Origin of the sequence: Desulfobacula toluolica Tol2 (genome assembly GCF_000307105.1) — a bacterium.
GTDB classification, from domain to species: domain Bacteria; phylum Desulfobacterota; class Desulfobacteria; order Desulfobacterales; family Desulfobacteraceae; genus Desulfobacula; species Desulfobacula toluolica.
Genome location: NC_018645.1, coordinates 4,937,719 through 4,951,374, shown reverse-complemented (window position 1 = coordinate 4,951,374; position 13,656 = coordinate 4,937,719). Strand labels below are relative to the sequence as shown.

Genomic DNA, 13,656 nt, shown 5'->3' with positions numbered 1-13,656 from the left:
TTTATTTTTCCTGATCCAAGGTCCAGTCCATCCACTGGCATGACCTGAGACCCTTTGCAGTGGCTGAATCAATCCCATAAAGATTTTTATAAAAATTCAAAAGCCAGGAAGCAAGATCTATATCTTTAAACAGTAGAGGATAAGCGGTTTTAGCCATAATCATAACGTCTATGGGAAATTCAAGTCTTTTTTCACAATTACAGGGGCTGAACGGCAAAGATGCTACATTATGATTTGTGACTGCCCTAAGATACTTGAGGCTCTGATAATAAGGGGCGTCATAAAGTTCTTGTGGCGGGTGATACCCCCACGCGGTAATAAGGATAATAACATCAGGATCAAGAGCCAGAATCTGTTCCGTGTTAAGAATATTCCATGCTCCTTTTTGTTTGCAGACATTTTCTGCATGTACAAATTTATTCATAAAATATGACTCAATGGTATCGGCACCTTTTACATGGCCTGCACCGCCATCACTCCTGGCTGTTTGAGACAGTCCCAGTAAAAGAATTTTTTGTTTTTCAGATTCCTGGATGTTTTTGGTTCGGATTTTAATAAATTCAAGTGTTTTTTTTAGAAAATTTATCAAATTGTCAGCTGTTTTAATTTTGTCAAACACCTTTCCCAGAATTTTAATTTCCTGAAATATGGTAAGGATGTCAGGATCATCATATGTGTCTGGTCCATGAAGCACCACAACGGGAAAACCCAGGGATTCAATAAGGGATATGCTTTTTTCCATTACATGCTTGCTGCCGGAAAACGAACATGAACCCGCACGAATAATAACAATGTCAGGTTCAAGGGCCGTAAGCATTTCATAATTTATTCCGGCTCCATATCTTGTAATCAGGGGAATATCAATGAACCATGGATTCAAATAGGTGGCGGTGTGCATCCCACCCTTATATGTATATTTTTTTTTACCAAGGGCAGGATATGTAGAATTCCATTGTTTTTTCGGGATACATTCGGAACCGGCGCCAACAATTTTTTCGGCAACGCCAAGTCGTGTCATGACCTGTTCAACCATGCCGTCGCTTATGGTCACCACCCGGTTGATCTTTTTGGGTACTTTAACAATAATTCCCCTGCTGTCTTTTATTTTTGTAAAATCCTTTTCAAGGCATAATACTTTTTCTGAAAAACCAAAAATCATGACGACCACAACATATAATTTAAACAATAGACACGGAGTATTGAGTTTGAACATTTTTTTACCTTGTTTTTAACAACTATTTTTTTGCTATATCAATATCCATATCCCCAAAATTGGTTTTTATGGTAAGAGTTTGCACTGATCTAAACCCGCATTTAATCATGGCCTCTGCAATCATGCCTTTTGGAAAAATAAGATCCATTCCCGACAGTTCGGAAAAAAGAAAATCACAAACAAGATCTCCCGGCCTGGTTCGTTCATGTGAAATACCATCGTGCTGGGATATAAAAATTCCTCCGGGGTTCAGGGCCTCATAAACTTTTTTGAAAATTTTATCAATATGGATTTTGGCAAAATTCAGTGTTCCTGCGGCAAAGATTAAATCATAGGAATTACCCAAATAATCTGTTGTATAATCCCCCTCCATTGCAGACACACGGTCCAGGGCCTCATATTTTCGAATAAATTCACGGGTAAGAGCCGCAACAGGAGGCAGGTCAAGAACAACACCCTTCAGGCTCTCATGGGCTGAGACGATAACCATGGTGTAAAATCCTGCCCCGCCTCCCAGTTCAAGCATTTTTTTCATGCCGGAAAATTCGGGTAATGAACTCACAATGTTTGCAATTTTCTGGGCAGGTCCGCAAAACTGATGTGCAGAGGCCTGCCTTGTATACTCTACCCATGTTGAAGCATCCACTTTATCCATGCCTGTTTCCGGACCGTTGATCAGGAGCTGTTCCATCTGTGTTCTTGACTGTTCATGCCATTCGTGAACACGGCAAAAAAATTGCCCCAGATATGAAGAGCTTGAGGTTAATAAGAATTCAGCACTTTTTTCAATATTAAAAAATAAATTATTTTTTTTTTGAATAAGTTCCATTCCTGCAAGGGCATTTAAAAAAAGTTGGGTATTTCTTGGATGAAACCTGAGCTTTTCTGCAATGGTATCGGCAAGAACAGGCTCGGTTAAATAATCGAAAATTTTCCATTTGATTGCCGTAACCAATACATTGCCCTGTGTTTTCATTTTTATCAGTTTATAAATATCAGCCCAGGAGTTATTGATTATTGGAAATGCTTTCATGAAATTCTCCCTTTTACCTGTTTGGAAATCTAATTATTTAGAAAGATATAGATGCGATAAGTCCGATTGTCCTTGGATTACCCACCTCCTTAATGGTGCCGATTCCACAGGATCTGCCATAACTGAAATACTCTTTGTCAAAAATATTTTTGCAGTAAACAGATAAAGCCCAGCCTGAGCTTTCATATCCTGCCTTGATATTGAATATTTCATAAGATTTTTGGCTGTCTGTATTAGCATCGTCATAATAGGTTTTTCCGTTACCCTGCATCTCCCCGCGCACAAAAAATCCTGAAGCATGCCTGTACTGTGCAGCCAGATTTAAGGTATATTCAGGGGTTCGCTGGATACGGTTGCCGGTATAATTGTTGTAATCATCATATTCAGCATCAATCCAGCCCAATTGTGCCGTTAAATCAACTCCTTTCACGGGCCTTGCCTTTGCCTCAATTTCAATTCCCTTGCTGTGAGCCGCGCCTGCATTTGAGGCGACAAAAATATAGAATTCAGTCATGCTGTATACATGCATATCCTTGATATCCATATAGAACAGGGTCGCATTTAAGAAGAGCCGGTCATCAAGCCATGAGGTTTTTGTTCCGATTTCATAATCAATGGAGGTCTGTTCATCGAATTTTGCACTTTCTTTGTCGGTTTCATAGGCATGAAGACCCCCGGCCAGGTATCCTTTTGCAACGCTTGCATAAATCATGGCGTCTTCGTTTATTTTCCAGGAGAGAACGCCTTTGGGAAGGAATGCACCCCAGTCCTCATCGATATCATAGGCGCCTTGCTTAAGAATTTCTCCCGTATCAACACGGGTCTCCGTATACCTGTGGTTTAATTGCTTTTGAATGTACTCGTATCTTAATCCTGCAGTAAAATCAAACCTGCTGCCCACAGGAACAGTAACTTGGCCAAAGGCGGACACGGCCTCTTCATCCAAAGCTCCCGGATAGTCTATCTTTTTATTAAATCCAAGAGTGGCTTCTGTGTTCATGATGCTTCCACTTTCAATTAAATCTTCTTTGTCCTTTGAATAATAAATACCACCAAGCCATTTTAAACTTTTATTATTGTTGTTTGACTGAAAACGAAATTCTTGTGTAAACATGGAATTTTCAATAGTACCCAAACCTATCCATGTGGGTTTTGACCGGTAATAATTAAGATTTTGCCTTAAAATTCTTTCATTATCGCTAAATGTGCTGACAGAGGTAAATTCAATTTCATCCCATTCATAGACAAGGTTAAGGCCGAAATTTAAAATGTCAGTTTCAATTTTATCTTCAGGGTCTCTGAAATCATAATAACGAACCTCGTCAGAACGAATCAAGGCGCCATTGTTTCTGCTGGTACGACTTGCTCCGGCATGAAAATTTACTTTCATCCGATCCGTGGGCACCCATTTGAAAAGTGCTTTTGTTCTAATGGCTTGATCACCATCAAAATTATCTTCACCAGGATAATTATTTTTCATGAATCCCTGTGTCTCATTCCATGACCCTGTGACCCCAAAAAAAAGAGTATCTTTTACAATAGGGCCTTCAACGTAGGCTTTTGCTCCATAAGTATCATTTTCTCCAAACTCAGTAGTGCATTTTGCATTAAAATTGTTATCTGGTTTGTTTGTTATGACATTGATGATCCCGCCAATTGAATTTTTCCCATACAAAGCTCCCTGGGGGCCTCTGAGTACTTCGACCCTCTCAACATTATTAAGATCTGCATCAAAATTGGCGACGTTATCATGGGGAATGCCGTCGATATAAATGACAACAGGATTTTTGTTCGTGAACTGGCTGTTACGAATTCCCCTGAATACAGCTTCATCCCCAAGGAAAGTCTTTCCAAAAGTCATATTGGGAACCTGTTTGATGACCTCTCCTATTTCCTCTATATCTGCATCCTCAAGATCGCCTTCAGTAAAAACAGTTATTGCAGAAGGAACTTTTTGAACATCATCTTCCTGTTTTTCCGCAGTCACAGTTATGGTTTCCAATTTAAACGAATCAGATGATTTTTCCTGGGCAAAAGAAGATGAAACCAATATAAGCACAAGCACAAAAAAAACCAAATTAAAATATTGAATCCTTGCCGACCTCTTAAATACGTGCATAAATCCCTCCAAATTTTATCTTATAATCAATACCTTTCAGACTATTTTATTTATAAATCAGATCAATATATGCACAAAAAAACGACTTCAGACTATCAATTGCGTCCATTTGTTTATCAATGCAGTCCATTTGAATAAAGTGGACCCCATGGCAAGATCGATTTTGCTCTTATTGAGTTGCTGCGGAGTATCATGATTTATATGAAAGTCTTAAAAAAAATCCAAACAGCGACTTTCATATTTTGTTGTGGCAAACCAAGGAGAAATACCAGATCAGCCCCTGGCAGTTATTAAATGAAAAAAATTAACGATAGCGACTCGGGGGAATGCCAAAATATTCCCTAAAGGTTTTGGCAAAATGGCTGGAGTTTGAATAGCCCAGTGAATAAGCTATCTGGGTTAAATTCATATTTTTATTTTTAACAAGAACACCGGCTTTTTCAATACGCTTTAAACGAAAATATTCCATAGGTGAGATACCATGAACTTGTTTGAAATTATTATATAATTTTGATCGTGAAACACCGAGATCCTTAGCGAGTTCAAGCATGTTTGGCGGAGTCTCAATATTCTTTGACAATAATTCTCCTGCATATTGCATTCTGTCCATATCACAGGATTTTAAATATGAATGATTCTTTGGTTTGTGTTTAACTGATTTAAGCTGATCAAGTTTGCATGCAATCAGCTCCATTGCCTTGGCCTCAATGAAAATTCTACGGGTTGCACCGTCATAGGGGCAATGGATAATCTGCTCCAGAATCATGCGCATGGAAGGCGTTATGATACCCGTAAAATTAAAGGGATCACACATTATCTGTTTGTCATTCAAAGTTATCTTTGATCTCATGGGGATTTTGTATACTTCATCTTCCATCAAAGACAAAAAACAAGAGGGTTTGACCAATATTAAGACTTTGTAAATATGAACTCCTGGCATGTCTTCATGGGAACCTTCCATGCTTGGAAAATAAAAAAATCCACTTTCACTGTCTTTTACAATCAAAGTTTTTTTTAAACACTTCATATCTAATCGGGTATTTCCAAAAATACAAAATCTGAAACCGAATACGGGAAAATTGCTGCAGCTTTTTCTGACTAACTTTTCTGATGTGTTGTAATCATAAATATATATCTGTATTCCACTTTTAAAACTTAACGTTTTAATTTTTCCTTTACCAATCTCAGGAGAAATTTTCCAGCGGGTTCCAAAACGGTTGAATCTTTCTTGGCGGGAATCTAAAGACGCTTTTTTAAATATCTTTTCTTTTATTTGTGTATGCATTTTTTTTACCTGTCCATAGCAAAACATTACTTGAGATGTAACGATTCCTGACTTATAGATCCAGGCTTTCCATGCTGAATAAACTCAAACATTATATGCACACAAAAAAAAGCCGGGAAATATAGATAATATTCATATTATCCCGGCCTTCTTGGCTTGATTCTTTTAATATGCAAAGACTATAGAATAAAATTTTTCTTTTTGTCAATAAAAGTATAAAAAATACTCCTTGCCACAAAGAGCAAGTTTTTTACGGCAAATATTCTGGATTGTTTTGCTAAATACACTTAATTACAAAATTATAAAGCAACATCAAACCGCACCTTTTATGGATTCCTGCTCGCTGGCCCGGTTGCCGTTTGAGCAACCCATGCCTTTTTTATTTGACCGCTGTATTGTCTTTGATTTTATATGAAAGAATTTTTAACCTGTTGAAATTAAATATTTTTCATTATTTGTTGTGGCAGAGTGATCTGCCATGGCCGTTAGTTGAATGTGCCAGGATAGAAGCTATTGCTCTCATACAGTTTCGTGCTTAATTTATTGAAATGAATGATGAATGATCTCAAACATCAACTCATTGTTGAGGAGGATAATATGCATGCAAAAACAACAACTTTGATTTTATTTTATTCATTTTTTTTGTGTCTTTTGATAGTGCTCCTGGCCGGCTGTTCTGCCAAGTTTTTTACTTACAAGGGGGCATGGGTTGCAGAAGACAACCGCATAACTGTACAGGATGGCAAACCCTATAAAGGAAGCTGGCAGACCCGCGATGTGACCATTGACTATACACATCAAAAAAAGATGCAAAATTTGCAGATTTCCGGTGAGGTAAAATTGAGGCGTTTCCTCACCATGGGCTTTGGCACTCTGGACAACTTAACACTCAATCTTTACATGCTGGACCCTGATGGTATTGTCCTGGATTCAAAATTGATACGGATTTTTGCCTACCGTCTTGATTTTCATACACTTGGAAAGATGACTTTTAACAAGCAATTTGAATTGCCTGCTGATACCGCTGCAATTGCATTCGGTTACAGTGGAAGGGTCTCCGATGGAGGAGGCGGGATTCACGGCGACAAAAGAGGGGGACAAATTGACTGGAGCTTTTGGAAAGTACCCGGTCGCAAGCCCTCAGAGTAAAACAAAATGGTTTTTGATGCCTTTCTGAAATTATGTACTATTCCAACCATCTGGTATAAGCTGAAAGACTAACCGCACAGGTTGAAAATTTTCAGCAGCCGCCTTCATTCAAACATAGATTCATACAAAAGGTTATGGATTTAAATTATAAAGCGCAATAAGACTTTGTGCTTATATAATAAATCAATAATTATTATTAACCTAATAATTATTGTGTAGATATTGTATTTATCCTTATAAAATAAATTTTGCCTTGACAGTAAGGCTTGAATCTGATTAGCCTGTACCAAAATAAGATGAACTAATTTGCTTTTATAAGGAGGCTGGTATGCCGTACCATAACTTTAGAGAATATGTGGAGAGATTAAAGGAAACAGGGGATCTGGTGGTTGTTGACAGGCAGGTGAGTACTGATATGGAAATGTCTGTGATCACCCGGCGAAATTGTCAGCGGCAGGGCCCGGCCCAGCTGTTTACAGATATTAAAGGGTATCCAGGGTGGGATGTAGTGATGACCCCCATCGGCACATGGCGGAGGTATGCCATATCCCTTGAGATGGACCCGGACAGTCATTTTAATGAGATAATGGCCGAATACAATAAAAGAAAGGAAAATCCTATCAAGCCGGTGCTGGTGAAGAACGCACCCTGCCAGGAAAACGTGATAACCGGTGACAATATAGATCTTTTTTCCTTTCCCGTACCATCCGAAGGCCATGCCGGGCTGGATTCGCGTCAGGCCAGAAATATCGGGACCTGGAACAGCGCAATATGCAAAGACCCTGACAGCGGCTGGGTGAATTACGGTAATTACCGTTCCATGATTCTGGATAAAACATCCACCACGGTTTTCACTTCACCTGCTCAGCATATCGGCATGATGTATTATGAAAAGTATAAACCTGCTGGAAAGCCCATGCCCTTTGCCATTGCCATTGGAGGTTCTCCCTTGACTGGCTTGATTGCAAGCACGAGTCTGCCGGCCGGTGTCAGTGAACCCGACATCATCGGAGCCCTGCAAAAAGAACCACTTGAGCTGGTAAAATGCACCAGTATAGACCTGGAAGTTCCGGCAAATTCTGAAATTATCCTGGAGGGAGAGTTGTCAGTGGATGAGCCGCTGGCAGATGAAGGCCCTTCCACCAATTATGCAGGATACCGGTCCAAACTGTTCTTTAAGCACCCGGTTTTTAAGGTCAAGACAATTACACACCGAAACAATCCCCTGTTTATCAGCTCAATTTTAGGGCTGCCCGTATGTGAAAGCACCATCGTCGCCGGCATGGGCATGTCATCGGAGTATTTGCGGATATTAAAAGAAAACGGGTTGCCGGTAACCTCGGTTTATGTGCCTCCGGAAGGCGGGCTTCACATTGTTGTGGTGGCCACGAAAACCCCGTATCCCAACATTGCCTCCAGAATAGGCGCAACGATTCTGGGACATAAAATGGGGGCCTTGTCCACCAAGGTTGTTGTTGTGAATGATGATATTGATATCACCAATCTAAATGAGTGGTTTCATGCCTTCTGCACACGCCTGGACCCTGCCGAAGACATAGCCGTGAACAAACATGCGTTTAATTACCCTTACGGCACCTCCTACCTGGGGCCGGAACAAAGGGTTTCCGGAGACGGCAGCAATGTTGTTTTTGACGCAACCATTCCCCATTCCTGGAAACCGGAAGAGACACCGTATCGCCATTCATGGGACAATCCCAATATTTATACGCCTGAAGTGATTGAAAAAGTAAGAAACAACTGGGATAAATACGGATTTGAAAAATAGCGGATAGCTTACCCCATTGTGTTGTGTGTTTTTATTTTACGAATCATCGCTGGCTTGGGTCATCCTATACAGATTCCAAGTCAGCGGTATTCAAGTCAATCCAAAACTGAAACGGTTAACAAGAGTCCAAACTTTTTTTTATCCATCCCTCACGGATTTTTTCAAATTTAATCCGATTGTTGCAGGTTTAATTTTATTTTTGCGATATATCGAAATCAACTCATGCAAATCACCAAAGGTTTGCGCCGGAAGACCCTGCGTTTTATCTTTCCTATATACCATGGCAATTGCGTCCGTAGGGCAGGCCGTGACACAGACACCACAACCGATACACCAGTCGGTATCAGTTTCCGACACATCATCGGCCGACATATTCACGGCATCCACCGGGCAGATATCTGCACACGCCCCACACCCGATGCATTTATCAATGTCTGTTTCCCGGATGAAATAGGTTGCCATAATTGCATCCCTGGGGGTTGATCTTCGTCGAATGGCACCCACATTCCAGCAGGCGCACCCGCAGCAGTTGCAGTTATGCTGAATCTCTCCCTCGGTATTATCCACAAAATGGACCAACCCATGTTCCTCGGCCAGTTTTATCACTTCAAGGGCTTCGGTTTTGGTAATTTCTCTTGCAAAGCCCTTGTCGATGACAAAACTGGCCATATCATTAAATTTCATGCAGACCTCAGTGGGGTGATCACATCCGCCGCCGACAAGGGCAAAGCCCACTCGGCAGGGGCAATGCCCCAATGCAATGCCACGGGCATCTTCAATGACCTTTTCCATCAGATTAAAGGGCAACACGCTCTGAGGGGCAGACTGGATGGTTTTTCCTACGGGGATATAGCGATAGGCCTTAGGGTCTGTGTCGTGTATCTCCCGGCTCATTTTGGAATTGAAATATTTGGACACCATCTTCGCCATCTTCCGGGCATGGGGAGTATCCTCACCTTTCCAGAAAAACGTCTGGGGAAACCCGAAACCGTTGTGCAGCAATGCGTAACCAGGAGATCCGTCTTCGGCCTCTGCGGAAAACACCATGCCTTTGTCTGAAAGGTTTTTAAGATGTCTCTCCAGTTCATTCCGGGTCATGCCGTCAGGCGGATCAAGAGTGTCAATGCTTGTGACCTTTAGCGGGATGACGGTGGTGGGCATCGTCAGGGCCGCCGCCGCTTCTTTTTTTGTGAGATTTTCTTTTAGAATATCCCCCAGTCCTTCTTTAAACGGAATTCCCATACTCAGACAGGATAGGTTACGGGCAAGGGTCTCATATACATTGTTTTTTTTCATCTGTATTCCCCATAATGACAGCAAACATAATATAAATGCGCCCCCCGGCTAAACATAAGGTCATTTATATGAAAGAATTTCTAACCTCTTGGAATCAGATATTTTTCATTTTTTGTTGTGGGCAAACCAAGGTGAAATATCAGGTCTGCCCGTGGCGGTTATTATGAAAAAACCGTTTAAGATAAATGGGAACCAAAGGGCAGATGAGTCATCAACCACCAGCCATCATTGGGATAAAAAAAAGATCGTCCCCAGATTGTAACTGCTGAGTCATCTCTGCTTTCTTTTTGTTTATCAGGACATACTCGATAGAATAATCCGATAAGCTTACGTCTTTCATGAATTCCCGAAGTGTCTTTCCTTCAGCCACTTCAACCGTTGCATTTCGCAAATCAGGTCTTAAATGGGTGATAGGAGTATTAACAGTAATTTCCATAAAACCTCCTTTAAATTAATTAATGTTTAGGGATTTTCATACCCTGCTAATTATAGATTGCCTGGTTCAGGCGATTGCTTTTTTTAATTTTCTTGCAACATCCACAAGCCCGAGTTCTTTTAGATGGTCTTGCTTTGGAATACCTGTCTTTTTATCCCAGCCTCTGACTTTATAGTAAGCATCAAGGATTTTATTGTATTTTTTACTATCAATTGGTGGTAAAGGAACAGGTCCCGCAGGGTGATCACCGGGACAACTTTGTGTCAGGCATTTATGGTTTGGCTGATCATCCTTTCTTCTGATCCCGCGCATTGTAATGGTAGCTCTTTCAATCTGGTTGGATTTTTCAAAGATGGCAAACAACTCCTCTTTGCTATACTTGATGCCGGAAGCATAATAAATCCCCTTAAGAACCATATCATACATGTATTCCAGATGTTCCGGCTTGTCATGGAAATAGCCCAGATGTCCAAAATTAAACTTGCAGACTCCTAAAGAATCGCTCATAAAGAAAAGATTTTCATAATACTGTACCAGTTTTGCTTTTCCCTCGGGATGGTATGACCTGATATCCCCTGCTTCTTTATGGCCTGTAACATGCAAGCCGAGAGCAGGCACATTGACCCATTCTGCAGTGGGCAGACCGCTCAGGTGATGCGAGCCTCTCGGAGAAACAGCAAATTGAAGCATGGAGCCGATGGTTGAACGTGTTTCAACCCCGGTGGCACACATTCCTTTCTGGTGGTAGACTGATTCCATGGCTTTTTCACCAAGTGTCCGGGCAAGCCGGTAGGGTCCTAAAACCAGTTTTTTCCCGCATCCTTTCTTAAACACTATTTTCGGCATGAGTTCCACCATGGCATCGCCGTTTCCAAAAACCAGGTCAACATCATCAGTGAATTTTTTATCAATGATATTTTTTTCTCTCAGTTCCATCAATGTTGAGAAAAGGGCACCTGTTTCTACGGTATCAAGGCCGTAGTCATTACACATGGTATTGAGCTTGAGAACAACTTTTTCATCTGTCACATCACATTTATGTCCAAATGCGGTGGTGGTTTCATATTCAGGACCGCCGCCCCGGGTGGGATATTTGCCCTGAGTTACTGCGTAGGAAGCATGGCAGTGGACAGGACAGCTAAAACAGGACTCCCTGCGGGTGCCCCATTTTTCAAACCAATAGGTTACAAGTTTGTCAAATTTAGGATCAATACCGCATCTCTGCCAGTTTCTGATAGGAGTCATACCTGTCTGGGCAATGAGATTGGTAACGGCTGGAACTCCCCCGGTGGACATCAATTTATAGGTCAGGCTGTGAACCATGCCATAATCAGGATCCATGAACGTGTTGCGAAGTTCAAGGCTAAGTTTATAAAACTCTTTTGGCTTAAAGAGTTTCACAGGTTTGGTTCCCTTGGCAACAATGGCTTTAAGGTTTTTGGAACCAAATACAGCACCCAGACCGCAACGCCCCATGGAGTTTGTCTGCTCGGTACGCACATTGGCAAACGTAATCAAATTTTCACCGGCCGGACCGATACAAAGGATTTTTGCCTCTTCTCCATTCTTGTTTAACAGTTCTGCCTGGGTATCATTACACCCTTTTCCCCAAAGGTCTTGTGCGGGAGAGAGTTTGACCGAGTCGTTTTCCATTTGGATTACAACAGGCTTGGGGGATTTACCCGTAATAATAAGCATGTCATAGCCACAGCGCTTCATAGAAGGTCCAAAATGACCTCCGCAGTTACTGTCCCCCCAACCGCTGGTATTATGGGGAGACAGAAAAGTTGCATGGGTTCTGCCGGAACTTGGAAATGTGGTTCCGCCCAAAACCCCTGTGCTGATCAATATCATGTTCTGGGGGGAGAGGGGGTCTGTTTTTGCCACGTCCACTTCCTTGAAAAGAAGGTGATGGCTTAAGCATCTTCCCCCTAACCACTCTTTATAGTATGGAGTGGCATCTTCTGTTTTTGTGCTTCCTGTTGTAAGATCTATCCTGAGGATTTTTCCCATGTTACCATATGTTTGATTTGTCATTTCATTATCCTTCTAACTATAATTTATGGAATGTTATGGCTTTTGTGGGGCACCAGGTTACACACTGGGGATCTCCATCACACAGGTCGCATTTATAGGCTTTTTCAGTTTCAGGATTAAGATGCATCATTTCAAACTGACAAGCTTCAATACAGTCTCCGCAACCAACACATTTTTCTTCATCCACCACCCGTGCCCCTGTTTTGGAATCAACATATATGGCATTTTCAGGGCAGGCATCCAGGCATTCTGGAGAATCGCACTGACGGCAAAATTCATTGGTGCTGAAATCGGCAAATGTTGCCATGGCAATGGGCTGTGTCCAACCAGGGGCATTGGCTGAAATGGGAGAAATGCCCATGCTTTTGATTAACGGTTTTGCAGTGAAACGGTTTCTATGCGTTGCACCGGCGTCACCTTCATGAAACTGGGCACAGGCCACTTCACAATATCCACATCCTGCACATTTTTTTGGGTCAAATTGTAATTCATACTTGACCTTTGGAAGTTCACAGCCTTGGCCGTCAGATCGATAGGCATACGCACTGCCTGTAATTCCCTGAAACAGAGCCATTCCAGCTAATACGCCGCCGGTTTTTTTTCCGGCCCTCCTGAAAAATTCTCTTCGTGAAAATTGTTTGGTCGAAATTTTTTTTGGTTTCATAATTCCTCCTTGGCAAGAGTCATATTATGACAATTAATAAAATAATATGGGGTAGGGTTTTTTGAAAACCCCCAGCTTCAATCGTTATCCATTTGTAAGACCCATAACAAAATCGGCAAGTCCTTCAACATCAGAGCGTTTCAGACAGTCAATTTCATTTGATCCGGCATCCTGTACAACCCTGGATGGAAGTGCATCATCGGTCACCAATGCTTTCACTCTTTTCAGGTCGGGGAAAAGCGGCATGCGCTTAACAACTTCCCTCCAGAGTTCAATCTTGTCATACGGACCGCTGATCCAACCTTCAATCAAGATAATATCAGTCTGCTTAAAATATGTTTTGATCAATTGATCAGGCGTATTGGTATGATTTCTAGGCAGGTAAACGGCAGCCATCTCTTCTGTCATCATTGCGGCAGGACAGGCACCGGCCTTTCTGTGACGATAGGAATCCTTCCCGGGTTTGTCCAGCTCGTGCGCATGGGCACTGTGTTTCAGGGTACCGACCGAAATCTGCCTTTTGGTCAGCTCTTTAACCAGATCAACGATCAAGGTGGTCTTTCCGCAACCTGCATGGCCAATGATTTGGATGGGTGTCATTTTCTGACTCCTGTTTCGATATCGTATTAAAAATCACC

General features: G+C 41.7%; 11 protein-coding genes. 2 read left to right on the top strand and 9 right to left on the bottom strand.

All coding sequences use genetic code 11. The features are described 5' to 3' along the window. Nucleotide 1: 1 nt before the first annotated feature. The 4 genes from TOL2_RS22195 to TOL2_RS23930 all read right to left on the bottom strand — a co-directional run bounded on the left by TOL2_RS22195 (nucleotide 2) and on the right by TOL2_RS23930 (nucleotide 5,392). The gene (locus TOL2_RS22195) at nucleotides 2-1,213 is read right to left on the bottom strand and encodes an ABC transporter substrate-binding protein (RefSeq protein WP_014959523.1); all 1,212 of its coding nucleotides are present in this window, start codon (nucleotides 1,211-1,213) and stop codon (nucleotides 2-4) included. Nucleotides 1,214-1,235: 22 nt separating this feature from the next. Beyond that, nucleotides 1,236-2,246, bottom strand: a complete 1,011-nt coding sequence (locus TOL2_RS22190) for a methyltransferase (protein WP_014959522.1) — start codon at nucleotides 2,244-2,246, stop codon at nucleotides 1,236-1,238. Between the two features lie 37 nt (nucleotides 2,247-2,283). Continuing rightward, complete coding sequence (locus TOL2_RS22185; protein ID WP_014959521.1) at nucleotides 2,284-4,365, bottom strand: TonB-dependent receptor; 2,082 nt, start codon at nucleotides 4,363-4,365, stop codon at nucleotides 2,284-2,286. Between the two features lie 304 nt (nucleotides 4,366-4,669). After that, nucleotides 4,670-5,392 carry a helix-turn-helix domain-containing protein gene (locus tag TOL2_RS23930; protein ID WP_232507999.1) on the bottom strand — a complete coding sequence of 241 codons (723 nt, stop codon included), beginning with the start codon at nucleotides 5,390-5,392 and terminating at the stop codon, nucleotides 4,670-4,672. An 855-nt stretch (nucleotides 5,393-6,247) separates the two neighbouring features. Between TOL2_RS23930 and TOL2_RS22175 the strand changes: the two genes are divergently transcribed. Next, nucleotides 6,248-6,799 (top strand): hypothetical protein, encoded by a 552-nt coding sequence (locus TOL2_RS22175; protein WP_014959519.1) that lies wholly within the window; start codon nucleotides 6,248-6,250, stop codon nucleotides 6,797-6,799. Between the two features lie 328 nt (nucleotides 6,800-7,127). Then, entirely contained in the window at nucleotides 7,128-8,585 is a 1,458-nt protein-coding gene (locus TOL2_RS22170) for a UbiD family decarboxylase (protein ID WP_014959518.1), read from the top strand. Nucleotides 8,586-8,723: 138 nt separating this feature from the next. Here TOL2_RS22170 and TOL2_RS22165 read toward each other — a convergent pair whose 3' ends face one another. The 5 genes from TOL2_RS22165 to mobB all read right to left on the bottom strand — a co-directional run bounded on the left by TOL2_RS22165 (nucleotide 8,724) and on the right by mobB (nucleotide 13,618). Then, a complete protein-coding gene (locus TOL2_RS22165; RefSeq protein ID WP_014959517.1) occupies nucleotides 8,724-9,881 on the bottom strand; it encodes a 4Fe-4S binding protein in 1,158 nt (385 codons plus the stop codon). Nucleotides 9,882-10,092: 211 nt separating this feature from the next. Further along, nucleotides 10,093-10,317 carry a MoaD/ThiS family protein gene (locus tag TOL2_RS22160; protein ID WP_014959516.1) on the bottom strand — a complete coding sequence of 75 codons (225 nt, stop codon included), beginning with the start codon at nucleotides 10,315-10,317 and terminating at the stop codon, nucleotides 10,093-10,095. 66 nt (nucleotides 10,318-10,383) lie between these two features. Beyond that, the gene (locus TOL2_RS22155; protein WP_014959515.1) at nucleotides 10,384-12,354 is read right to left on the bottom strand and encodes an aldehyde ferredoxin oxidoreductase family protein; all 1,971 of its coding nucleotides are present in this window, start codon (nucleotides 12,352-12,354) and stop codon (nucleotides 10,384-10,386) included. 16 nt (nucleotides 12,355-12,370) lie between these two features. After that, complete coding sequence (locus TOL2_RS22150; protein ID WP_014959514.1) at nucleotides 12,371-13,018, bottom strand: 4Fe-4S dicluster domain-containing protein; 648 nt, start codon at nucleotides 13,016-13,018, stop codon at nucleotides 12,371-12,373. An 84-nt stretch (nucleotides 13,019-13,102) separates the two neighbouring features. Further along, the gene (mobB, locus tag TOL2_RS22145) at nucleotides 13,103-13,618 is read right to left on the bottom strand and encodes a molybdopterin-guanine dinucleotide biosynthesis protein B (protein ID WP_014959513.1); all 516 of its coding nucleotides are present in this window, start codon (nucleotides 13,616-13,618) and stop codon (nucleotides 13,103-13,105) included. Nucleotides 13,619-13,656: the final 38 nt, after the last annotated feature.

Coding starts and splice junctions, on each gene's coding strand:
- TOL2_RS22195 (WP_014959523.1), bottom strand. CDS start 1,213: ATGTTCAAACTCAATACTCCGTGTCTATTGTTTAAATTATATGTTGTG.
- TOL2_RS22190 (WP_014959522.1), bottom strand. CDS start 2,246: ATGAAAGCATTTCCAATAATCAATAACTCCTGGGCTGATATTTATAAA.
- TOL2_RS22185 (WP_014959521.1), bottom strand. CDS start 4,365: ATGCACGTATTTAAGAGGTCGGCAAGGATTCAATATTTTAATTTGGTT.
- TOL2_RS23930 (WP_232507999.1), bottom strand. CDS start 5,392: ATGAAGTGTTTAAAAAAAACTTTGATTGTAAAAGACAGTGAAAGTGGA.
- TOL2_RS22175 (WP_014959519.1), top strand. CDS start 6,248: ATGCATGCAAAAACAACAACTTTGATTTTATTTTATTCATTTTTTTTG.
- TOL2_RS22170 (WP_014959518.1), top strand. CDS start 7,128: ATGCCGTACCATAACTTTAGAGAATATGTGGAGAGATTAAAGGAAACA.
- TOL2_RS22165 (WP_014959517.1), bottom strand. CDS start 9,881: ATGAAAAAAAACAATGTATATGAGACCCTTGCCCGTAACCTATCCTGT.
- TOL2_RS22160 (WP_014959516.1), bottom strand. CDS start 10,317: ATGGAAATTACTGTTAATACTCCTATCACCCATTTAAGACCTGATTTG.
- TOL2_RS22155 (WP_014959515.1), bottom strand. CDS start 12,354: ATGACAAATCAAACATATGGTAACATGGGAAAAATCCTCAGGATAGAT.
- TOL2_RS22150 (WP_014959514.1), bottom strand. CDS start 13,018: ATGAAACCAAAAAAAATTTCGACCAAACAATTTTCACGAAGAGAATTT.
- mobB (WP_014959513.1), bottom strand. CDS start 13,618: ATGACACCCATCCAAATCATTGGCCATGCAGGTTGCGGAAAGACCACC.